The 23,278-nt window shown below is 37.5% G+C and carries 21 protein-coding genes and 1 other annotated feature; of the genes, 2 read left to right on the forward strand and 19 right to left on the reverse strand.

Annotated features, from left to right (window positions below; translation table 11 throughout):
* Positions 1–2: 2 nt before the first annotated feature.
* From minC to hemA, 17 genes are all read right to left on the reverse strand, one after another.
* Entirely contained in the window at positions 3–689 is a 687-nt protein-coding gene (gene minC, locus ACUXEY_RS06555; protein ID WP_048531432.1) for a septum site-determining protein MinC, read from the reverse strand.
* A gap of 35 nt (positions 690–724) precedes the next feature.
* Positions 725–1,270, reverse strand: coding sequence for a rod shape-determining protein MreD (gene mreD, locus ACUXEY_RS06560; protein ID WP_461300324.1), 546 nt, complete (start codon positions 1,268–1,270; stop codon positions 725–727).
* Between the two features lie 14 nt (positions 1,271–1,284).
* Positions 1,285–2,136: a rod shape-determining protein MreC gene (gene mreC, locus ACUXEY_RS06565; RefSeq protein ID WP_461300325.1), complete on the reverse strand. Its 852-nt coding sequence runs from the start codon at positions 2,134–2,136 to the stop codon at positions 1,285–1,287.
* A gap of 41 nt (positions 2,137–2,177) precedes the next feature.
* Entirely contained in the window at positions 2,178–3,197 is a 1,020-nt protein-coding gene (mreB, locus tag ACUXEY_RS06570) for a cell shape-determining protein MreB (RefSeq protein WP_000466737.1), read from the reverse strand.
* Positions 3,198–3,354: 157 nt separating this feature from the next.
* Positions 3,355–4,032, reverse strand: a complete 678-nt coding sequence (gene radC, locus ACUXEY_RS06575) for a DNA repair protein RadC (protein ID WP_461300326.1) — start codon at positions 4,030–4,032, stop codon at positions 3,355–3,357.
* A gap of 47 nt (positions 4,033–4,079) precedes the next feature.
* Entirely contained in the window at positions 4,080–4,655 is a 576-nt protein-coding gene (locus ACUXEY_RS06580) for a Maf family protein (protein WP_461300327.1), read from the reverse strand.
* 221 nt (positions 4,656–4,876) lie between these two features.
* Entirely contained in the window at positions 4,877–5,839 is a 963-nt protein-coding gene (locus tag ACUXEY_RS06585; RefSeq protein WP_461300328.1) for a stage II sporulation protein B, read from the reverse strand.
* 165 nt (positions 5,840–6,004) lie between these two features.
* The gene (locus ACUXEY_RS06590) at positions 6,005–7,306 is read right to left on the reverse strand and encodes a bifunctional folylpolyglutamate synthase/dihydrofolate synthase (RefSeq protein WP_461300329.1); all 1,302 of its coding nucleotides are present in this window, start codon (positions 7,304–7,306) and stop codon (positions 6,005–6,007) included.
* 94 nt (positions 7,307–7,400) lie between these two features.
* Positions 7,401–10,046 carry a valine--tRNA ligase gene (locus ACUXEY_RS06595; RefSeq protein WP_461300330.1) on the reverse strand — a complete coding sequence of 882 codons (2,646 nt, stop codon included), beginning with the start codon at positions 10,044–10,046 and terminating at the stop codon, positions 7,401–7,403.
* A 38-nt stretch (positions 10,047–10,084) separates the two neighbouring features.
* Positions 10,085–10,316: a binding site (T-box leader), on the reverse strand.
* Positions 10,317–10,486: 170 nt separating this feature from the next.
* A complete protein-coding gene (ysxE, locus tag ACUXEY_RS06600) occupies positions 10,487–11,512 on the reverse strand; it encodes a spore coat protein YsxE (protein ID WP_166702915.1) in 1,026 nt (341 codons plus the stop codon).
* 65 nt (positions 11,513–11,577) lie between these two features.
* A complete protein-coding gene (gene spoVID, locus ACUXEY_RS06605; RefSeq protein WP_461300331.1) occupies positions 11,578–12,582 on the reverse strand; it encodes a stage VI sporulation protein D in 1,005 nt (334 codons plus the stop codon).
* A gap of 78 nt (positions 12,583–12,660) precedes the next feature.
* Entirely contained in the window at positions 12,661–13,950 is a 1,290-nt protein-coding gene (hemL, locus tag ACUXEY_RS06610; RefSeq protein WP_087957072.1) for a glutamate-1-semialdehyde 2,1-aminomutase, read from the reverse strand.
* Positions 13,950–14,939 (reverse strand): porphobilinogen synthase, encoded by a 990-nt coding sequence (gene hemB, locus ACUXEY_RS06615; RefSeq protein ID WP_144612384.1) that lies wholly within the window; start codon positions 14,937–14,939, stop codon positions 13,950–13,952. Before hemB ends, hemL begins: the two co-directional genes overlap by 1 nt.
* Before the next feature lie 69 nt (positions 14,940–15,008).
* Positions 15,009–15,761 (reverse strand): uroporphyrinogen-III synthase, encoded by a 753-nt coding sequence (gene hemD, locus ACUXEY_RS06620; protein ID WP_429600429.1) that lies wholly within the window; start codon positions 15,759–15,761, stop codon positions 15,009–15,011.
* 2 nt (positions 15,762–15,763) lie between these two features.
* Entirely contained in the window at positions 15,764–16,693 is a 930-nt protein-coding gene (gene hemC, locus ACUXEY_RS06625) for a hydroxymethylbilane synthase (RefSeq protein WP_461300332.1), read from the reverse strand.
* Positions 16,694–16,708: 15 nt separating this feature from the next.
* On the reverse strand, positions 16,709–17,542 hold the full coding sequence (locus ACUXEY_RS06630; protein ID WP_429600433.1) for a cytochrome c biogenesis protein: 834 nt from the start codon (positions 17,540–17,542) through the stop codon (positions 16,709–16,711).
* A 17-nt stretch (positions 17,543–17,559) separates the two neighbouring features.
* Positions 17,560–18,894, reverse strand: coding sequence for a glutamyl-tRNA reductase (gene hemA / locus ACUXEY_RS06635; protein ID WP_461300333.1), 1,335 nt, complete (start codon positions 18,892–18,894; stop codon positions 17,560–17,562).
* A gap of 416 nt (positions 18,895–19,310) precedes the next feature.
* On the opposite strand from hemA, the gene ACUXEY_RS06640 reads away from it, so the two are divergent.
* Both ACUXEY_RS06640 and ACUXEY_RS06645 read left to right on the forward strand, forming a co-directional pair.
* Positions 19,311–19,763: a MarR family winged helix-turn-helix transcriptional regulator gene (locus ACUXEY_RS06640; protein ID WP_429605845.1), complete on the forward strand. Its 453-nt coding sequence runs from the start codon at positions 19,311–19,313 to the stop codon at positions 19,761–19,763.
* Positions 19,764–19,765: 2 nt separating this feature from the next.
* Positions 19,766–20,182, forward strand: a complete 417-nt coding sequence (locus ACUXEY_RS06645; RefSeq protein ID WP_461300334.1) for an organic hydroperoxide resistance protein — start codon at positions 19,766–19,768, stop codon at positions 20,180–20,182.
* Positions 20,183–20,216: 34 nt separating this feature from the next.
* On the opposite strand, the gene ysxC is transcribed toward ACUXEY_RS06645, so the two are convergent.
* Both ysxC and lon read right to left on the reverse strand, forming a co-directional pair.
* On the reverse strand, positions 20,217–20,813 hold the full coding sequence (gene ysxC, locus ACUXEY_RS06650; RefSeq protein ID WP_048531469.1) for a ribosome biogenesis GTP-binding protein YsxC: 597 nt from the start codon (positions 20,811–20,813) through the stop codon (positions 20,217–20,219).
* The gene (lon, locus tag ACUXEY_RS06655) at positions 20,810–23,140 is read right to left on the reverse strand and encodes an endopeptidase La (protein WP_429600438.1); all 2,331 of its coding nucleotides are present in this window, start codon (positions 23,138–23,140) and stop codon (positions 20,810–20,812) included. Before lon ends, ysxC begins: the two co-directional genes overlap by 4 nt.
* Positions 23,141–23,278: the final 138 nt, after the last annotated feature.

Below are 23,278 nucleotides of genomic sequence, written 5' to 3' on the forward strand. Positions count from 1 at the left end.
AGCTATACAATTCCCCTTTCTAACTTTGTTAAATTAGGTCTAAGATGAGTGAGAAGTTGCAGTCGATCGACAACAATGTGATTGTTCTCATTAATATACGCACATTCTGCCGCCTCCGCTCCGTCTTCTTTCTCTTCCGGAGCCCGCATTGCCACATCACTAATTCGAAGTTGCATCGGGTTCATAACAGATGCAGCGATTACAGCATCCGAATCCCCATCGTACCCAGCATGCGCAATTCCTCTTAATGATCCTACGACAAAAATATTCCCCCCAGCGATAACCGTTCCGCCTGGATTAACATCTCCAATTAACAATAAATTTCCTTTTACATGTAAAACTTGTCCAGAGCGAACAATTTTGGAAATAGGGACAATTTCTGTTTCTTCTTTCCAAGCTATTGCTTCCGCTTTAGTTATAACATCACTTTCAATTGAATCCACAACAAGATTCTTTTTATTACGAATTAACGTACGAATCTCTTCTTGTTGGACTTCTGTTAAATAACGATTTCCCACTTTCACATGCACTTCAATTAAAGAGCGCCCATCACCATCATAGTAATGTGTAGAAAGCTTTTCATCCAATTCCTCTAGCAATTCAGAGAATGAACAACAATCATCTAAATGAAGCGTTATTCCGTCTTTTGTCCCTTTTATTGTTACATTTTGTTGCTTTTTTTCTTCCACTAAAGTTCACCCCACCGATTCAATTCGACATAAAATTAGAAAATCCTTTTTTCTTTTTCTTCCATCGCTTTTGAAAGACGCACTAAATATCGTCTCAGTGGGAAACAAACTATTAATAAGAAAATTGCATTTAGCAATAAAGTAGACAGGAGACGATCTGTGAAAAAGACATACGCTGACATATGAGTACGTCCTAACAAAGTTAAAAATCCATACACATAATACTCTAATGCTACTATGCTAGCTAGTACGATAGAAGCAACAATAAATAAATTCAATTGTAATATCTTCATCACACTATAAACTAAATAAGCTAAAATCGGATACGCAAATATATATATACCAACAAGTTCTGTGTATACGGTATCAAATAAGAAACCAAATAAAAGTCCGTAATAAATCCCTTGGACCGGACTATAGTACACAGTAACAAAACATAAAACAATGATAAAGAAATGAGGTGCTGCTATACTGTCTTTCCAAAAAACCTCTGTTGGAACAATAGTAGCAAACATATTTTCAAATAGAAAAACAAAAAGGAGCAAAAGAGGAAGAGCTGCTCTTTTTAAAATCTTCATCATCTCTTCTCCCCCTCCTATTCTAATGGCGCTGAAGGCATTGCACGTTTCGCAACTATAACATGCTCTACGTCATTCAAATCAGCGGCAGGTTTTACATAAGCTGTTTTTGTTAAGCCGTATGGATCCGGCTGAACATCAACGATTGTTCCAATTACAAGACCTTTCGGGAAAATATCACCGAGTCCAGATGTTACTACTAGTTGGTCGGTTTTTACATTTGCATCAGAGCCAATCTTTGTGAACAGAAGTAAGTGCTTTTCTTTGTCGTAACCTTCAATCAATCCAAAGATTTTTTCATCACCTTGTACGATAGCAGAGACACGATTTGTTCGGCTCATAGAGCTTAGCAATTCTACTGATGATGTAAACTGAGATACGCTTTTCACTCGTCCAACTAGACCTTGTGAAGTTACTACAGCCATATCTTTTTTAATTCCTTGCTGTGCCCCTTTATCAATTCCAACTAGATCGTACCATTTATCTGGATTACGAGAAACAACAGTAGCTGGAATTTCAGTATAATCACTAGGCAACTCTTTTTTACCAGTTAACTCTTGTAACTTCTTTTTATCATCTTCTAATTGCTTTACTTTCCCTGATAACTTTCCGTAATTATCTAATTTTGCTTTTAATTCTTTATTCTCTTCATACGTGCGCTTTACATCCTCTACATTTTCGAAGAATCCAGCTACGTATTTCGCTGGCTTTTGGAATACACGTTCTACAACACCGACAGTGTCTTTAACAAACTGCTCTGGCCATGTTAAACTGTTCCGTTCTTTCAATGAGATTCCAATCAATGCCACGAGAAGAATAATACTAACTAACAAAACAATTAATCTTTTGTTTAAGAAAAACTGTGGCACGTTCACACCCTCTTAATTTCATTGATTTTTATTTTGCAATATTATCGAGCAGCAGTTTTGAAAAGATCGATATTGTCTAATGCTTTACCTGTTCCAATTGCTACGCAATCTAATGGATCTTCTGCAACAAGAACTGGCATATTTGTTTCTTCACTAATCACTTTATCTAAGTTACGCAGTAATGCTCCGCCACCTGTTAATACGATACCACGGTCCATGATGTCTGCCGCTAATTCAGGTGGAGTTTTCTCTAACGTATTTTTAACAGACTCTACAATTGCATCTACTGTATCTTTTAATGCATCTGCAATTTCTTCTGGTTGAATTAGTACTGTTTTTGGTAAACCACTTACTAAATCACGACCGCGAATTTCCATAGGCTCGATACCTTCTGGCTCGCCTGCAGAACCGATTTCTAATTTTAATGCTTCAGCTGTTCTTTCACCGATCATTAAGTTGTAGCTTTTCTTAATGTACTGAATGATTGAATCATCCATATCATCACCAGCAACACGAACTGATTGACTTGTTACAATACCGCCTAAAGAAATGATTGCAACTTCTGTTGTACCGCCACCGATATCAACAACCATACTACCAGTTGGCTCCCAAACAGGTAAGTTCGCACCAATTGCTGCTGCAAATGGTTCTTCAATTGGATAAGCGTCACGAGCACCCGCTTGACGAGTCGCATCGATTACTGCACGTCTTTCTACAGCTGTAATACCAGACGGTACACATACCATTACGTAAGGCTTACGTGAGAAGAATCCATTTGATTTTTGAGCTTGTTGAATGTAATATTTCATCATTGTTGCTGTCGTTTCGTAATCAGCAATTACACCGTCTTTCATCGGGCGAAGTGCCACAACGTTTCCTGGTGTACGACCAATCATTTGTTTTGCATCGCTACCTACAGCAACGATTTGTTTCGTATCAGTTTGTAACGCTACTACTGAAGGTTCACGTAAAACTACACCTTTTCCTTTTACATATACAAGCGTGTTCGCAGTTCCTAAATCTATTCCAAGATCGCGAGTAAATCCACCAAATCCAAACATATTATTTATCTTCCTTTCTTGTTTTCACGGACTCATTTTTTCTTACTTTATATTATAAAAACAGTACGTTTTTTATATCTTTATCCTTTTTGTAGATAAATTTCTACAAAAAACTCATAAATCACATTATAAAACAAAATAAGTAAAAAGCATAGTCTTAAATATGACCTTTTTCCTTTAAACTCACGAATTTATGGTCGCCTATTATAATATGGTCAAGCACTTCAATTCCGATAATTCGGCCGCATTCTACTAACCGTTTTGTTACTTCAATATCTTCTCGGCTCGGCGCGGGGTCTCCTGAGGGATGGTTATGAAGACATATGATAGAGGCTGCTGCACGGCGGAACGCTTCTTTAAAAACTTCCCTTGGATGTACAATTGATGTGTTTAAGCTTCCAATGAAAATTGTTTGCCTATGTATAACTTGATTTTTTGTGTTTAAATATAAACATACAAAATGCTCCTGCTGCAGGAAACGCATTTCTTCCATCATATATCTCGCGCAATCTTCTGGGCTTCGAATGCTATATCTATTTTGATACTCTAAACGCACCATTCTTCTACCGAGTTCAAAAGCAGCTATAAGCTGCGTTGCCTTCGCAACCCCAACACCATGTATACTGACAAGCTCTTCTAACGTTGCATCTTTCAACATACGTAAACCGTCAAAGTGATGTAAAATTTTATCTGATAACTTTAAAACTGTTTCTTCTTTAGAACCTGTTCTGAGTAACACTGCAAGAAGCTCCCGATTCGATAAACTTCCAGCTCCTTCTAACAATAAACGCTCCCGTGGCTGTTCTTCTTTAACAACATCACGAATACCGTTCATTTCTCCACCCCTTTTATTTGTTCTCTCAAAGAAAATCCCATGCAATTTTACGCATGGGTTACATCAACATTAAATTGTTTTAATTCTCGAACAAGACGTGCAATTGGTAACCCGACTACACTATAGTAGTCCCCTTGAATATGTTGAACAAAAATAGACCCTTTACCTTGAATTCCATAACTTCCTGCTTTATCAAGAGGCTCTTTTGATGCAACGTATGCGTCAATTTCCTCTTCTGTTAATTCCCAAAACGTAACTTCTGTACGCTCGTAAAAAGTGACTGTTTTGTCTTTCGCTATAATTGCAACGCCTGTATACACTTCATGTGTTTTCCCTGATAATAATTGCAACATTTCTTTCGCCTCAGCCTCATTAGAAGGCTTTCCAAGAATACGCGACTCATATGTAACAATTGTGTCTGCACCTAACACAATTTGATCACTATTCGTTTCTGCTACCGCAGATGCTTTTTGCAAGGCGAGTGACATAACAATATCAGAAGGCGATGAATACGCACCAATCGTTTCTTCTACTTCACTTACAATGATTTCAAATGGTACACCAGCTAACTCAAGTAGTTCCTTCCTGCGTGGTGATCCTGAAGCTAAAATAATTTTTCTCATATTTTCTCCTTCCTTTCTCACATGAAGCAGAATCATTTACAACAATCGTATCAAAGGAATAGTTTGTCCACAAATGAAAGAAATATTATTTCCTCTATATAAAATAATACTTCTTTACTAACATACGATTATATCTCTGCCATAGAGAAAGCACTTTGCTATAAATTCAAAAGAAAAGAAAGAAGTACCTACACTTCTTCCCTCGTCATTTCATTATCCTATTATTTCGCCTTTTGTGAAACAATTTTTTCATACGAAAGCATACCATCAATAATAACTTGATTTAATTTCGCCAAAGATTCCTTATCACCTTTTCCATCCTTCACTGTTTGCACAGCTACTGACGTATACATATACAATTTCTTTGCTTCTTCTTGCTTCATACTTTTCCCTTCTTTTTCAATCGCTTTCCACTCTTTTTCAATCGCACCTATGTCTTTCGCATTACTTTTTCCACTACCTTGTACGCTAGAAGTATATTTTGCTAAATGAGTATATAATGGCTGTACTTTTGTTAAAAACGATCCAACTTCTTTATCATCTTTCAATAACGCTTTATCTGTTATATCCCAGTCCTTTTTCAATACGGAGACATTATCATTTTTATACTGCGTCATTAATTGGTTTACGCCTTGTTCATCGCTAGCAATACCAACAACTAATGCATACTTATCACCGCTCGGTTTTAAAGCTGCAACGCCTCCATTATCTTTCCACTCTTCAAGAGCAGCCTGTCCTTTTTCTTCAGAAGAATAAATTCCTCCTTGAACAAAAAATAATTTCATTGGATTTAATGACGTTCCTGTCTGCGTTTTTGGTTTTTCCTCTTTTTGTGCTGGTGTTTGTTCTGCTGTTCCCCCCACCTTTGATTCTTCATTTCGCGTCTGCTTCGAAGCCGTTACTTCGCTTCCCCCTGTCGCACCTTGTCCTTTCAGTAACTGTAGCATGCCCATCCCAAACGCCGTACCAATAATAATCGCCGTTGCAACGATTACAATTAACGTATTGCTCCACTTCTTCCGTGTTTTTTCCGTAGACGCTAATTTCGCTTTTTGAAACGGAACAACGTTTTTCGGCCTTTCACTTTCTACTACCATCCATTCAAATTCATCTTTCTTCTTCTCCTCATACTTCGCTTCTATTCCATTCACTTTCACTGAGATCGTTCGTGATTGCTTGTCCATACACTCACACCTCACCTCTTATCGTTGTCCGCATCATATCATATTCATTTCACAAAAAAACGAGATATTTGTCAGAGGAATTCGCCAAATAACCCTATATATTTATCTTATATGTATGCATTTGACTTCATTTGTAGAACAAAAAAACTAGATAGCAAAGACTATCTAGTTTTTCTCGCGAATATATTTTCGAACTTCCGAAATGAAATAAAGAGAACCTGTTATGATAAAAACATCATTTTCCCCAATCATTTCAACTTTCGTATCAATTGCCTCTTTCCAATTTTCAAAAACTAATTTTGATTCTTTCTTTCCATACGATGCAAGCTCGCCTGCTGAAATAGCACGATCAAAGGCGAATGTTGTAAAAATAATTTCATCGGCAATTGTTTCTAATTGACCTACCATATTATGCAACTGTTTATCACCAAGGGCAGTAAATAAAACTATTACATTTTTATCTTTGTAATGTGATTCTACTGTTTTCACAAGACTTTCGATACCTTCTGGGTTATGGGCACCATCTATAATAATATCTGGATTACTTTGCAGTTTTTCAAATCGCCCAATCCAATACGCTTCCTGTAATCCAGTTCTTATTTCTTCTTCCTCAATTAAAAATGATAAGTATGTTTTGACATACATGACTGCCATAAGTGCAAGTGCTGCGTTTCCTACTTGATGACTACCTTTCATTGAGATTCGCACATCTTCAAAAGAGGCGAAAGGACAAGTGAAATCGAACTGTTCTCCATCTTCGCTAGACTGTTTATGTAACGCTGTAAAATGGTTGCCCATCTCGTATAAGTTTGCATGATTTTCCTTTGCAACCTTTTGAATGACTTGCAACGCTTCCTCATCTCGTACACCAGTAATAACCGGAACACCAGACTTAATAATTCCCGCCTTTTCATATGCAATTTCTCCTAGTGTATTACCTAAAATATGCATATGATCGTGGCCGATATTTGTAATAATCGTGAGAACAGGGTGAATCACATTCGTAGAATCAAAGCGCCCTCCAAGCCCTGTTTCAAATAAAACAACATCACAGAAATTAACTTTACCGAAATAACAAATTGCCATAACAGTAATAATTTCAAACTCAGTCGCTTCCCCTAAATCCGTCTCATCTAGTTTTTCAACAATTGGCTTTACCATCTTTACAAGTTCAGTAATCTCTTCATCTGCAATTGGTGTGCCGTTCACACTAATACGTTCGTTAAATATTTCAATATAAGGAGAGGTAAATGTCCCTACCTTATACTTTGCGTCTTCTAACATGTAGCGCATATATGTTAACGTTGAACCTTTTCCATTTGTACCAGCAAGATGAACACATTTTATATGACGCTCTGGATTTCCTAGCTCTTCTAACATCCATCTCATTCTTTCTAACCCTGGTTTAATACCAAACTTCAATCGGCTATGAATCCATCCTATTGCTTCTTCGTATGTATGTATCACGTATGCTTTCCCCTTTCAAAAGACAACCTTCATCATTCTATTATACGCAAAGAAAAGAGACTCACCAATATAGTGAGTCTCTAAAAAATATTTTTTATTTCTCAAGATCTACTAGACGTTGGCGAACTGCTTCGCGTTTTTCTAGGTAATCTTGCTCTTTCGCACGCTCTCCTTCAATAACTGCTGCAGGAGCTTTCGCTACGAAACCTTGGTTTGAAAGTTTCTTCTGTACACGTTCTACTTCTTTGTCGAACTTCTCAAGTTCTTTCTCAAGACGCGCTCTCTCTTCATCAAGATTGATAAGATCAGCTAAAGGTAAGAATAACTCTACACCTGTTACGATTGCAGTCATCGCTTTTTCTGGCGCTTGTAAATCCGTTTGAATTGTTAATTCGCTTGGGTTACAGAAACGCTCAATGTAAGAGCTGTTTTTCGTAAGTTGAGCAAGTACAGCCTCGTCTTTTGCTTTAATTTGCATTTGAACTTTTTTGCTCATTGGCGTATTAACTTCTGCACGGATGTTACGAACAGAGCGAATGATATCAACTAGAAGGTGCATTTCTGCCGCTGCTTCTGTATCTTGTAAATCTTCGCGAACTGTTGGCCATGCTGCTACTGTAATAGACTCGCCTTCATGCGGTAAATGTTGCCAAATCTTCTCTGTTACGAATGGCATGAATGGGTGTAATAGACGCATTGTTTGGTCTAATACGTAAGCTAAAATAGAACGAGTTGTTTTCTTAGCTGCTTCATCTTCACCGTATAGTGGAAGTTTCGCCATTTCAATGTACCAGTCACAGAAATCGTCCCAAATGAAGTTGTATAATGAACGACCAGCTTCACCGAACTCATATTTATCCATGTTACGTGTTACGCTTTCGATTGTTTCATTTAAACGAGTTAAAATCCACTTATCTGCAACTGATTTTTCACCAGTTAAATCGATTTCTTCATACTTCATATCATCCATGTTCATTAATACGAAACGTGATGCATTCCAAATTTTATTAATGAAGTTCCAAGTAGATTCTACTTTTTCCATGCTGAAACGTAAGTCTTGACCTGGTGCACTTCCCGTTGATAAGAAGAAACGCATTGCATCTGCACCGTACTTCTCGATAACTTCCATTGGATCAATACCGTTACCAAGAGATTTACTCATTTTACGTCCTTGCTCATCACGAACTAAACCGTGAATTAATACATCTTTAAATGGACGCTCGCCTGTAAACTCTAAACCTTGGAAAATCATACGAGATACCCAGAAGAAGATGATGTCATAACCCGTTACTAGTGCATCAGTTGAATAGTAACGTTTGAAGTCTGCTGAATCTTCATTTGGCCAACCAAGTGTTGAGAATGGCCATAACGCTGAACTGAACCATGTATCAAGTACGTCGTTATCTTGATTCCAGTTTTCAATATCTGCTGGTGCTTCTGTACCTACGTATACTTCACCAGTTTCTTTATGATACCAAGCTGGAATGCGGTGTCCCCACCATAATTGACGAGAAATACACCAGTCGTGAATGTTTTCCATCCAACGTAAATATGTGTTTTCGAAACGCTCTGGTACGAACGTTACTTTCTCTTCTTCTTTTTGTTGAAGCGCTACTGCCTTCTCAGCAAGTGGAGCCATTTTTACGAACCATTGTGTTGATAAGTAAGGCTCAACAACTGCACCACTACGCTCACTATGACCTACTGAATGCATATGAGGCTCGATTTCTACTAATACGCCCGCTTCTTGTAAATCTTTTACTAACGCTTTACGGCATTCGAAACGATCCATGCCGTTATACTTACCAGCTTTTTCGTTCATCGATCCATCTTCGTTCATTACTAAGATACGTGGTAAGTCATGACGGTTACCTACTTCAAAGTCATTTGGGTCATGAGCTGGTGTAATTTTTACAACGCCTGTTCCGAAATCTTTTTCTACATACTCATCAGCAATAATCGGAATCTCACGGCCTACGATTGGAAGTGTAACTGTTTTTCCGATTAAATGCTTGTAACGATCGTCTTCTGGATGAACCGCTACTGCTGTATCACCAAGCATCGTTTCTGGACGAGTTGTTGCAAGACGAATATGACCAGAACCATCTGTTAACGGATAGTTCATATGGTAGAATGCACCTTGAACTTCTTTATGAATTACTTCAATATCAGAAAGAGCTGTGCGTGTTGCTGGGTCCCAGTTAATGATATATTCACCACGGTAAATTAAGCCTTTTTCGTATAATTGAACGAATACTTTATTAACCGCATCAGATAAACCTTCGTCTAATGTGAAACGTTCACGAGAATAGTCTAGTCCTAAACCAACTTTCCCCCATTGTTGACGAATGTGAGAAGCGTATTCTTCTTTCCACTCCCAAGCTTTTTCAAGGAATTTCTCACGGCCAAGATCGTAACGTGAAATACCTTCTTCACGAAGTTTCCCTTCTACTTTCGCTTGTGTTGCGATACCCGCATGGTCCATCCCTGGAAGCCATAATACATCGTAGCCTTGCATACGCTTCGTACGAGTTAAAATATCTTGAAGAGTTGTATCCCAAGCGTGACCTAAGTGTAACTTACCAGTTACGTTCGGAGGTGGAATTACAATTGTATAAGGTTGTTTCTTCTCGTCTCCTGTTGCTTCAAAATATTTGCCTTCTAGCCACCACTGATAAAGGCCTTCTTCAACGGACATATGATCATATTTAGTTGGTAAATTCTTTTCCGTGTTTGACATTATTTTCCCTCCTTAAAATAAAAAATGCCCCTCATCCAAAAAAGGACGAGGGACATCGCGGTACCACCTTTATTTACAAACAAATTCAGAATTTGCTTATACTCTTAATTTGATAACGGACAAATCCGTCTTTTCCTAATGAGAACTATTCCGTTCAGAAAAGATGCTCCAGGGCTACCTTCTAACATAACTATCTAGAGAATCTCCCAGCTAATGATTCTCCTCTCTGAAGACGTTTCTTGTTATACTCTTCCCCTTCAAGGCATTTATATGATTGTTAATTATTATATACAATAGTGTAAAAAACGAAACCTTATTCGTCAAGATAAATTTAAGTCTATGAATTTTCGGGCACACAAAAAAGATAAGTAGCATCCTCTACTTATCTTTTGATCCCGCTATTTGCAGGCAATCATACCCGTACTAATTAAAGTTTCACTTTATCCGTTCCCCTGCTGGGCAGCTTGTAATTGCGATAGGAAATACTCTATATTACTAACGAGCCAATGCGCTTGTTGCAAGCTCTTTACTCCGAGAAGTTCATTTTCCTCATTACGACTCTCTCTTCTTTTCTTATAAGACTGGATTTGCCGAATAAATTGCGATGGATACGTCATATATGCAAACATAAGTAGTTGCTCTTCTTTCGTAAAAGGGAAATTTTTTTGGTACATTTGATACCATTCAAACCGATCACTCCGCGCAATTGGATACGTGTTTAAAGAACGAGAATAAAAACCTACTATATCTTGCACAGGTGTTGCAAACTTCGATTTTTCTAAACTAATAAAATAGCCGTTCCGTTCATAATCAAATAAAAAGTGATTAAGTGATACGTTACCATGCACAAAAGTAATGCGTGTTTTTTCTTTTTCTTTCATCGCATCGTTCCACTCATTTAATTGCTTCGTTGCAAACTCACGCGCCCTCATTACATGATGATAGTACGTACAATATTGTAATTCAAACGGAGACATATACCACTTTGCTTCAGATTCTACGAGGAACTCTTCTAACATTTCACCATCATTCTCCCAGCGATCAGATATATTCGTATAATGCTTTTCTAAATCTTCTTCTGTATACGTTTCTTCTTTCACCGTTTTTTGATGCAACGTCCCGAGAGTTTGAAACATTTTATGGTATTGATCATTATCCTCGCCGTTCCCTTCCGCACGTTCTAACCACGGCATTAAATAATAATTATACGTACCGTCACTTAAAATATAATTGCCATCCGTCGTATGGTATATCGGTACATAATTTGAAAAACCTTTCTCCTTCAAATATTGAATATGGTGCAAAAAGTTATTCCGCTCTAACTTCCTGCCTTCTATTCTCTTGAGCGCATATGGACCTTGATTCGTATAAATTTTCGTTACGCTTCCGTGCTCTTCCATATGCTGCGTATCCAATCTATATTGGCTTACAATGGGTTCATAGCGATTTCGTAATTCCATATCCATACGAATAACCCTTTCTATTCAAAACATAGCCTTTAGAAAAAAAGTGGGTGAAAACACTCACCCACTTATTTCGCTTTTGCTCTTGAAACAGGAATATAAATAATTTGTCCTGCAGTTAAATATATATCTTCTGTTTGATTAACACGGTATAAGTTTTGTACAGACGTTTCATAACGATCTGCAACAGATTCGATCGTATCTCCTTCTTGCACGAAATACATTCTTAACTTTGTAAATTCTTCTTCCGGTTCCTTCGTAAATAATTTCGTTAAATAAAGCGCATTTTCATCTCGCTGTGAATACGTTTCTTCTTGCTCTTCTTGTTTTTTCGCTTTCTCTTTCTTGAAATCTTTTCGTCCGAACAATTCAAATTGCGGTGTTGTTTCTTGCTCTTCTTCACGCTCTACAAATTCATGTTCTTCTATTTCCTCTTCCTCTACTTCCTGCTCTTTTCTTTCTTCTAGTTGGAACGGTTCAAATGCGTAATCTTCCCACTCATCTGATTCCTTATAAGCTGGCTCTTCAACTTGCAGCGTCGGTCTAGTTTCATACTCTTGTGCTGAATCATCCTCTAACTCAGCATACGCCGTTTCTTCCTCTTCATCCTCAATTCTTTCTTCATCACATAAACCTGTAATAGATATATCCGCTAATAATTGTAAGCAACCATTTTCCTTTAATTCATAATCAAATTCCTCGATAGATACATATAGTTCTTCAATTACTTTCACACGGTTTCTCGGAATTGATATTTCAAGCGGAAAGGAATGAACAAGTTCATTAACCCCATCTTCTCTTGTTTCTACATAATCAATTGACTTCGCTGGTGATAGATCTCTTAATGAATAAGCCGAATCATCTTGCCGCGCAACATACTCTCCCGTTAAATCTAATTGCCCTCTCACGATAACTTCATGATCAAGCTCTTCTATCTCAACGTCTGGATCTAACGAAATTGACAAAAGTTCTTCGACTTCCTGTCCTTTTTGGAACCAAACAGATTCTTTTAATGAAAAACGTAATGAATGATCTGTTGCCACTTCTTTTCCCCCTCCCAAACTATATGTCATTACAGATTTATGTGCGGAATGCTGACTTTATGAATAAAAAAAATCGCCCCCTTATGGAGAGCGATTTTCTTTATTCAACTAAGCTTTTAATTTTGACATAGCAATCTCAGCCGCTGCAATTGTCGCCTCAATATCTGCATCACTATGTGCTGTCGATAAGAATAAGCCTTCGAATTGAGATGGCGGTAAGAATACACCTTGTTCTACCATTTCACGATAGTAAGCTGCAAAGAATTCTAAGTTTGAAGATTTTGCTGCATCGTAATTAATAACTTCTTCATCTGTAAAGAAGATACCAATCATAGAACCCGCACGGTTAATATGATGCGGAATGCCATGTTTTTCAGCCGCTTTACGTAAGCCAGCTTCTAACATCTCAGCTTTACGCTCAAATTCTACATATGATTCTGGCGTTAACTGTACTAACGTTTCATAACCTGCTGCCATTGCAAGTGGGTTACCTGATAAAGTACCTGCTTGGTAAATCGGTCCGCTCGGTGCAACTTGGCGCATAATTTCTGCTTTACCACCGTATGCTCCTACCGGTAAGCCACCACCGATTACTTTACCTAAACAAGTTAAATCAGGTGTTACACCGTAATAACCTTGTCCGCAATTATAAGCAACTCGGAACCCTGTCATTACTTCATCAAAAATAAGCAATGCACCATTTTGCTCTGTTACTTCACGAAGCCCTTCTAAAAATCCTGGCTGCGGAGGAACAACACCCATATTCCCTGCTACTGGTTCTACAATGACACAAGCAATATCATCACCGAATTGCTCAAAAGCGTATTTTACACTTTCTAAATCGTTATACGCTACTGTAATCGTATTTTTCGCTACACCTTCTGGTACACCAGGGCTATCTGGTAAACCTAGCGTTGCCACACCAGAACCTGCTTTAATTAATAACGAGTCACCATGGCCGTGGTAACAACCAATGAATTTCAAAATTTTATTGCGGCCTGTATAACCACGAGCTAAACGTAGCGCACTCATTGTCGCTTCTGTTCCAGAGTTAACCATACGTACAATTTCAATTGATGGTACGCGCTCAATAACAAGTTTCGCTAATTTATTTTCAATTTCCGTTGGGGCACCGAAGCTTGTACCTCTTTCAGCAACAGCTTTTAAAGCTTCTACAACACGGTCGTTTGCATGACCATGAATTAAAGGACCCCATGATAATACGTAATCGATGTATTCATTTCCATCGATATCATATACTTTAGAGCCTTTTCCGCGCTCCATAAACAACGGATTCATACCGACAGACTTAAAGGCACGAACCGGACTATTTACACCACCAGGCATTAAATCTTGCGCCTCTTCAAACGCCGCAATCGACTTATCAAACTTTTTCATTATTTAGCGCCTCCTTCTTGTAACCATCTTGCTGCATCTTTTGCATGATACGTAATAATTAAATCTGCTCCTGCACGTTTCATACTAATTAATTTTTCAAGTACAACTTCTTTTTCATTAATCCAACCATTTTGCGCTGCCGCTTTAATCATCGAATACTCACCACTTACGTTATAAGCAACGACTGGTAAATTAAAGTTATTTTTCACATCACGAACGATATCTAAGTAAGAAAGAGCTGGCTTTACGATTAAGAAATCTGCCCCTTCCATTACATCTGATTCTGCTTCACGGAATGCTTCCATACGGTTCGCTGGGTCCATTTGATATGTTTTGCGATCACCAAATTGCGGTGCACCGTGCGCTGCATCACGGAATGGTCCGTAAAATGCTGATGAATATTTCACAGCGTACGACATAACTGGTACATGTCCAAAACCATTTTCATCTAATGCATGGCGAATTGCTGTTACGAATCCGTCCATCATGTTTGATGGTGCAATAATATCTGCTCCTGCTTGCGCTTGGCTTACAGCTGTTTTTGCCAGAACTGCAAGAGACTCGTCATTTAAAATAATACCATCTTCAATTACACCGCAATGACCATGGCTTGTGAATTGACATAAACATGTATCCGCAACTACTACTAAATCAGGGAATTCACCTTTAATTTGCTGAATCGCACGTTGCACAATTCCATGATCACAATATGCTGATGATCCAACTTCATCTTTTTCAGCAGGTAAACCGAATACAATAACAGAACGAATACCTAAATCAACAACTTCTTGCATTTCAGCTTGCAATAAATCTAAAGACATTTGATATACGCCTGGCATAGAAGGCACTTCATTACGAACATTTTCTCCTTCTAATACAAAAATAGGGTAAATAAAATCTTCCGTATGTAAAAACGTTTCACGCACAAGCGCACGCATATTACCACTTTGTCTTAAGCGACGATGACGATTAAATTGTAAAGAGTTCATAGATTTCTATCCCCATTCTTTTATTTTATCCCGCTATTTACGGGCAGTAAGACCCCACTAATTAAAGTTTCACTTTATAGATTCGCAAATGCATTGTAGTAATGCTTCTACAGTGTACTCTTTCGGCATAATAATATGCGGAAAATAAAGGCTCGCTTCTTTTTCCGTAATAGGCCCTATACAAGCAATTGTACATTTTTTTGTCCATTCTCTCCAGTTTGCACCCTCAAGTAAACGAACAAAACTAGTAACAGTTGAAGGACTTGTAAATGTAATAATGTCTACTTTCCCTACTTCTAATGCTTCTATAAGCTCCTGCTTTTTCTCTACATTTTCTTTCGTACCATATACGACGAGCTCATCTAGAGAAACACCGATTTCGCGAAGTGCAACCGGAATTACATCTCTTGCTAAATTCCCTTTCGGAAATAAAATGCATTCATTTCCACTTAATTTTTTTACAAACTCTTCTGCAAATACTTCTGCAACAAATGAAGTTGGAACAAAGTCCACTTCATAGCCTCGCTTTTCTAATTCTAACTTTGTTTTCACGCCTACTGCAGCAATTTTAGTCGTTACAGGTAGCTTCTTTCTCAAACAATCTAGAAAAAAAGCTACCCCATTTTTACTCGTAAAAATAACCCAGTCATATGAATGCAGCTGCCCTGCTATATGTTGAATTTGCCTATGAGACATACCTTCCATACGCAAAAGCGGAATTTCCAATGGAATTCCGCTCTTTTCTTTCACCGCTACACTCATTTGCTTTGCTTGATGCTGGGCACGTGTAATCAATACCGTTTTGCCAGCGAGAGCGTTCATATTTATTGTTGCCCCTTATTTGCAGCAAGAATGAGTTCTTTTGCGCCTTGTTTAATTAAACGGTCCGCAGCCTCTAATCCTACTTGTTCTGGATCAGTTCCTATTACTGTCTCTTTCAATAAAACAGAACCGTCCATAGAACCGACAAGAGCTGTTAATTCGATTGCATCGTTTTCTGTAAGAGTTGCATATCCAGCGATTGGAACTTGGCATCCACCTTCAAGTTTATGAAGAAATACTCGTTCTGCCGACACTGTTCTTTCTGTTACTGCATCATTCATATGCGCTAACAACTGTAGTAAATCCTTATCATCTTCACGACACTCAATCGCTAATGCACCTTGCCCTACAGCAGGTACACATAACGTCTCATCTAAATGTTCTGTAATAACTTCATTATCCCAGCCCATTCTTTGTAATCCAGCTGTCGCTAAAATAATAGCATCGTAATCTTCTTCTTGTAATTTACGTAAACGCGTATCGATATTTCCGCGAATCCACTTCACTTGTAAATCTGGTCTCGCAGCTAACAATTGTGCACTACGTCTTAAACTACTCGTACCTAAAATGGCACCTTCTGCTAACTCTTTAAACGAGGCTCCGCTTTTTGAGATAAAAGCATCACGAGGGTCAACACGCTTTGGTGTGCAACCAATCATTAATCCTTCTGGAAGTACAGCCGGCATATCTTTCATACTATGTACAGCCATATCAATTTCTTTCGTAAGTAACGCATGTTCAATCTCTTTCACAAATAAGCCTTTTCCGCCTACTTTTGAAAGAGTAACATCTAAAATAACATCACCTTTTGTGACGATTTCTTTCACTTCAAATTCATATGGTAAACCTAGCGCTTTTAACTGATCAATAAACCAGTTTGTTTGCGTTAATGCTAATTTACTCTTTCGTGACCCTACAATAATTTTGCGCATAATTTTCTCTCCTCATTATAAATACCAAAAGTGGAAGTTGGATAAACTGCTTAATAGAAAAATATTAATTAGCATTACGAGAAATGCTCCGATGTTCCACTGCACTATTTTCTTCCCTTGCAACACATCTGCCGCTCGTAGATAAAGACCCACACAATATACAAATAGAACGACAAAAGACCCGATTACTTTCGTATCATACCAATGGAAATTGTCCAATTTCGTATATCCCCATATGCACCCTAATAAAATAGCTAGTAAGAAAAATGGAACAGAAAATAAATTTAACCCGTAAGACATCGATTCTAGCTTCGGTAAATTTCCTAACCTTCTTAATCTCGCATTCCATTTTTTCTTTTTTAATAGGCGATATTGCAATAAATACATAATAGAAAAAATAAACGATACAGTGAACGTTGCATAAGAAATAATAGCCATACCGACATGTACGTATACAAGCTCCGAAACTAATTGATCTGCAAGTACTGGCGACATCTTTCCGAGCGGTGTAAAAATAGAAAAAGCGCTTACGCCAAACGCAACAACATTTGTAAAAAAGACTAAAAAGTCAATCCTCATAAATCGATTAATGACTAAAGACATCGTAATCAACAGCCAAACATAAAAATAAATCCCTGATAATAATGTTAATATAGGATTCGTTTCTGAATCTGTAGCCCGAAGTAACATGAAAATAGACTGCAGAACCCATACAATCGAAAGTAACCAAAAAGCAAATCGATTCGCCTTTCGGTTACTTTGGAAATAATCTATAAAATATAAACTAATGCTACAAGCATATAAAATAATTGCAATATGATAAATAATACTGTTATTTAAAAAACTCATCCGATCATCCTTCCAAATTATAAAGATGGAACGGATGGTGTCCACGCTCTTTTATGTTCTACTTCTTCCGCACGACTCTCTACGTCTTCCATTTCTAAATCAAAAATCTTTGCAAATAACGCTAATTTTTCGTCTGCTCCCTCTTCAGCAGCTATTTCTTTCGCTACTAATATTGGGTCTTTTAATAATTGATTAATAATACTTTTCGTATGCTTACTAATTACTTTTCTCTCACGATCACTAAGATTCGGTATTTTTCGTTCCAGACTTTCCATCGTTTCACTTTGAATAGCCAGCGCCTTATCACGAAGAGCTGATATTAATGGAACGACACCAAGTGTACTTAACCACGTTTTAAACAAAACAATTTCCTCTTCAATCATAAATTGAATTTTCTCTGCTTCTTTCAAACGTTCTGCACGGTTCGCTTCCACTACTCCTTGTAAATCATCAATGTCATATAAGAAAGAACCTTCTAATTCATCAATCGCTGGATCGATATCGCGTGGCACTGCAATATCAACCATAAATAATGGACGACCAGAGCGCATTCTCTCTACCTTTGTCATCATCTCTTTCGTAATGACATAATCCGATGCACCAGTTGAACTAATTAAAATATCAGCTTCTAATAATGCACATTGTAATTCACTTAAAGGTTTTGCATGTCCCATATATTTCTCAGCCATTACTTCAGCTTTTGAAAGCGTCCTGTTCATAACTGTTACTTTACGAGCACCGCTTCCATATAAGTTTTGCAGTGCAAGTTCACCCATTTTACCAGCACCAAGAATAAGTACGTGACAATCTGTTAACTCACCGATTATTTTCTTCCCAAGCTCAACAGCAGCATAACTAACAGACATCGCACTTTCACCAATTGTCGTTTCTGAGTGAGCACGTTTCGCTAACGTAACCACTTGCTTAAACAATTCATTAAAAATTGTGCCTGTTGCTTTTACTTGTTGCGCCTCTAAAAAGCTATCTTTTATTTGACCTAAAATTTGCGTCTCTCCAACTACCATAGAATCTAAACCGCACGTTACGCGGAATAAATGATCTATTGCACCATCTTGTTCAAAAATAGTTAAATATGGTGCGACTTCTTCTATTTCAAGCTGAAACCAATCAGCTAAAAATTTCTTAATATAATACCGTCCCGTGTGTAATTGATCGACAACAGCATAAATCTCAGTGCGATTACAAGTTGATACAATGACATTCTCTAACACGCTCTTTTGATTTTGTAATGTAGTCATTGCTCGCTCTAGCTCTGCTGCCTGAAATGTGAGTTTCTCACGAAATTCTACAGGGGCTGTTCGATAATTTACACTAACAACAAGAATATGCACGCAGCATGTCCCCCTTCACCCGTTTTATCACTTTATCTACTATCATAATACAACTTTCCTCTTATGAATCTGACAATCGTGTGAACAACCGATTATTTTTTTATTTATTCTCCGTATGTAATAAAGGAGATTCAGTAAAACTAATAAAAACTTCCTACTTTATAATGATTATAAATTAATAACTCTATTTGTACGTTACCAAAAAAAGTCCTCATAATCAAGTGATGGAAACTATTCCATATGAATTATAACATCATCTTTCCTATCTTCTTTCATCATGAAGGAAAATATGTATGATTGTTCCAATTTGTAGCACAAACTTTCTCAATACAATGTATTTGACATTTTATTTATTTTTCGTTATATTGATTTTACAAAATTAAATTGTGCACAACTTAATTAGAGAGGAGTTATGTATGACAGAGGATTCTTTACATCTAGATAACCAACTTTGTTTTTCTATTTACGCCTGTTCTAAAGAAGTCACCCGCTTTTATCGACCATATTTAGAAGAGATGGGTATTACGTATCCGCAGTACATTACTTTACTCGTACTATGGGAGCAAGATGGACTAACAGTAAAAGAAATTGGAGAGCGTCTATTTTTAGATTCCGGTACGTTAACACCTATGTTAAAACGAATGGAATCATTAAACCTTGTAAAACGTGTTCGTTCCAAAGAAGACGAGCGCAAAGTTTGTATTGAATTAACAGAACAAGGTAAAGATTTAAAAGAAAAGGCTTGTTCATTACCGACAACGATGGCTACAAATTTAGGAATTACAGAACAAGAATATCGCTCTTTATTAATTCAATTAAATAAACTAATTGAAACAATGAAAACAATTAATGATAGAAAAGGGGAATAAACATGGATAAATTATATACTGCTTCAGTAACTGCTACAGGTGGAAGAAACGGGAAAGTAGTTTCAGATGATGGCATATTAAATCTTGATGTAAAAATGCCGAAAGCATTAGGTGGTGCAGGCGGAGAGGCAACAAATCCAGAACAACTATTTGCTGCTGGTTATGCCGCTTGTTTTGATAGCGCATTACAACTTGTCATTCGTACAAAACGTATGAAAGTAGAAAGTACAGAAGTAACTGCTCACGTTTCTATCGGAAAAGATACTGATGGTGGTTTCGGCCTATCTGCTGTACTTAATGTACATGTTGCCGGTGTCTCTCATGCCGAAGCACAAGAACTTGTAGAAGCAGCTCACGGTGTATGTCCGTATTCGAAAGCAACGAGAGGAAATATCGAGGTTACATTAAACGTAAAATAAAAAATGTAGTAAATAAAAAAACGCGCGACATTCGTCACGCGTTTTTTGTTTTTGTCATTTTATGAATTGCCTTCCACGCTTCTTCTTTTCCAAGTCCTGTTTCAGAAGAGAATAGAACAATTTCATCTCCAATTTCAACAGCAAGCGTTTCTTTTACAACTTTTAAATGCTTTTGCCATTTCCCTTTCGGAATTTTATCGGCTTTCGTCGCAATAATAATTGTTGGGATTTCATAGTGCTTTAAGAAATCATACATCATCACGTCATCGCTTGTTGGTTTGTGACGTAAATCAACTACTAATACAGCTGCGTCTAATTGCTCACGCGTTGTAAAGTAAGTTTCAATCATCTTGCCCCATGCTGCGCGTTCTGATTTAGATACTTTCGCATATCCATAACCTGGAACGTCAACAAAATGCATCATCTCATTGATTAAGAAAAAGTTCAACGTTTGCGTTTTCCCTGGTTTAGAAGAAATACGAACTAACTTTTTACGATTTAAAATTTTATTAATAAAGGAAGACTTCCCGACATTTGAACGACCTGCTAATGCAATTTCTGGTAAATCACTGTCTGGATATTGTTCTGGTTTAACAGCACTAATTACAATATCTGCTTTTGTTACTTTCATTGTTTCACTCCTACTAATGCGTGCTCCAATACTTCATCTAAATGAGATGCAAGCACAAACGTAAGGTTTTCTTTTACGCTTTCTGGAATATCATCTAAATCTTTCTCGTTTTCTGCTGGCAAAATAATTTTTGTTAAGCCTGCGCGGTGAGCACTTAATGTTTTTTCTTTTAAACCACCAATTGGTAATACACGACCACGAAGTGTAATTTCACCTGTCATCCCTACTTCTTTACTTACAGGAATACCTGTTAATGCAGAAATAAGTGCCGTTGCCATCGTAATACCTGCTGATGGTCCATCTTTTGGAACTGCTCCTTCTGGAACATGAATATGAATATCATTTTTCTCATGGAAATTCGGATCAATCTGAAGCTCTTCTGCACGAGAACGAATATAGCTAAACGCCGCTTGTGCGGATTCTTTCATAACATCCCCAAGTTTCCCTGTTAAAATTAATTTCCCTTTACCTGGCGCTACAGACACTTCAATCGCAAGTGTATCGCCGCCCGCTGCTGTATACGCTAAACCTGTCGCCATACCAACTTGGTCTGTTTTCTCAGCTTGCCCGTAACGGAATATGTGCTTACCAAGTAAATCAACAACATTTTTCTCTGTTACTACAATACGCTTGCGTTCTGCTGTAACGATTATTTTTGCTGCTTTACGACAAACTTTTGCAATTTGGCGCTCTAGTGTACGAACACCAGCCTCACGTGTATAATAACGAATAATTTCAAGAAGCGCTTCATCACGTACTTGTAAATTACCTTTTCGTAAGCCATGCTCTTTTAATTGTTTCGGCAATAAATGTTCACGAGCAATGTGAACTTTTTCAAGTTCTGTATAGCCAGCAATCGAAATAATTTCCATACGGTCAAGTAATGGGCCTGGAATACTTGAAAGTGTATTTGCAGTTGCTACAAACATAACTTTTGATAAATCATATGGTTCTTCAATGTAATGATCACTGAAGTTATGGTTTTGTTCTGGGTCTAACACTTCAAGTAATGCTGCTGATGGATCTCCACGGAAATCGTTAGACATTTTATCAATCTCATCTAATAAGAAGACTGGATTAACTGATTTCGCCTTTTTCATACCTTGAATAATGCGTCCTGGCATTGCTCCAACATACGTACGGCGGTGACCACGAATTTCAGATTCATCACGTACACCACCAAGGGATACACGGACAAAATTACGATTTAATGATGTTGCAATTGAACGCGCTAAAGAAGTTTTCCCGACTCCAGGAGGTCCTACTAAGCAAAGAATAGGTCCTTTTAATGAATTCGTTAACTTCTGTACCGCTAAATATTCAAGTACGCGCTCTTTCACTTTCTCAAGACCGTAATGATCTTTGTTTAAAATCTCTTCCGAATGAGCAAGATCAATCATATCTTCTGTTGCTTCTGTCCACGGAAGTGCTAATAACCAGTCCATATAATTGCGAATGACACCGCTCTCCGCAGAACTTGCTGGTAATTTTTCATAACGATCTAATTCTTTCAGTGCAGCCTTCATTGTTTCTTCAGGCATTCCCGACTGTTCAATTTTCTCACGAAGCTCTTCAACTTCCCCGCCCTTACCTTCTTTATCGCCAAGTTCAGTTTGAATCGCCTTCATTTGCTCACGTAAGAAATATTCTTTTTGCGTGCGCTCCATTGAACGTTTCACTTTTTGTCCAATTTTCTTTTCTAAACTAAGTAATTCTTGTTCATCTTGAATAATTGAAATAAGTGTATGTAATCGTTCTTTCACAGATATAATCTCTAAAATCTCTTGTTTCTGCTTCGTTTTAATTGGCAAGTGAGAAGCAATTAAATCAGCTAATCTTCCTGGCTCTTCTACATCAGCTACCGTTGCAAATGTTTCATTTGAAACTTTTTTCGAAACTTTAATATATTGTTCGAAATGCTCTAGTAATGTACGCATAAGAGCTTTCTCTTCTAAATCAGCTTCCACTTCTTCCGTTACCGTTTTAATAGATACTTGCACTACATTTTCTTCTTCGATAAACTCTACTACTTCTGCTCTATGTAAACCTTCTACAAGGACACGAAGCGTACCGTTCGGCAATTTTAACATTTGCTTCACTTTCGCCACTGTACCTACACTATATATGTCATCTTCTTTCGGATCATCGATATTCATTTCTTTTTGCATCGCTAAAAAGATGATATTTTCATCCATTGCCGCCTGCTCTAGTGCTTGTATCGATTTATCACGTCCTACATCAAGATGCAGAACCATCGTTGGATATACGAGAACGCCTCTTAATGGTAGGAGGGGTACGATTCTTTCATTCGTATTCATACTAGACATAGCACCTCCATAATAAATTAAACTCCTGTTCAACTATTTTATATTACAATACATCTAGATGCAATTGCAGAGATTTTCCGCAATTGTAAATCCCACGTTTTTTCTCCCTTATAAAAAGGAAAAAAAGACTCCGCTTAA

It is taken from the genome of Bacillus sp. F9_6S_D1_P_5 (genome assembly GCF_054823925.1).

Coding starts and splice junctions, on each gene's coding strand:
- hemL (WP_087957072.1), bottom strand. CDS start 13,950: ATGAAAAAGTTTGATAAGTCGATTGCGGCGTTTGAAGAGGCGCAAGAT.
- mreB (WP_000466737.1), bottom strand. CDS start 3,197: ATGTTTGGATTTGGTGGATTTACTCGCGATCTTGGAATAGATTTAGGA.
- hemB (WP_144612384.1), bottom strand. CDS start 14,939: ATGAACTCTTTACAATTTAATCGTCATCGTCGCTTAAGACAAAGTGGT.
- hemD (WP_429600429.1), bottom strand. CDS start 15,761: ATGAACGCTCTCGCTGGCAAAACGGTATTGATTACACGTGCCCAGCAT.
- ACUXEY_RS06645 (WP_461300334.1), top strand. CDS start 19,766: ATGGATAAATTATATACTGCTTCAGTAACTGCTACAGGTGGAAGAAAC.
- ysxE (WP_166702915.1), bottom strand. CDS start 11,512: ATGGATATGGAATTACGAAATCGCTATGAACCCATTGTAAGCCAATAT.
- ACUXEY_RS06630 (WP_429600433.1), bottom strand. CDS start 17,542: ATGAGTTTTTTAAATAACAGTATTATTTATCATATTGCAATTATTTTA.
- ACUXEY_RS06640 (WP_429605845.1), top strand. CDS start 19,311: ATGACAGAGGATTCTTTACATCTAGATAACCAACTTTGTTTTTCTATT.
- ACUXEY_RS06585 (WP_461300328.1), bottom strand. CDS start 5,839: ATGGACAAGCAATCACGAACGATCTCAGTGAAAGTGAATGGAATAGAA.
- spoVID (WP_461300331.1), bottom strand. CDS start 12,582: ATGACATATAGTTTGGGAGGGGGAAAAGAAGTGGCAACAGATCATTCA.
- ACUXEY_RS06595 (WP_461300330.1), bottom strand. CDS start 10,046: ATGTCAAACACGGAAAAGAATTTACCAACTAAATATGATCATATGTCC.
- mreD (WP_461300324.1), bottom strand. CDS start 1,270: ATGATGAAGATTTTAAAAAGAGCAGCTCTTCCTCTTTTGCTCCTTTTT.
- ACUXEY_RS06580 (WP_461300327.1), bottom strand. CDS start 4,655: ATGAGAAAAATTATTTTAGCTTCAGGATCACCACGCAGGAAGGAACTA.
- lon (WP_429600438.1), bottom strand. CDS start 23,140: ATGTCTAGTATGAATACGAATGAAAGAATCGTACCCCTCCTACCATTA.
- hemC (WP_461300332.1), bottom strand. CDS start 16,693: ATGCGCAAAATTATTGTAGGGTCACGAAAGAGTAAATTAGCATTAACG.
- radC (WP_461300326.1), bottom strand. CDS start 4,032: ATGAACGGTATTCGTGATGTTGTTAAAGAAGAACAGCCACGGGAGCGT.
- ysxC (WP_048531469.1), bottom strand. CDS start 20,813: ATGAAAGTAACAAAAGCAGATATTGTAATTAGTGCTGTTAAACCAGAA.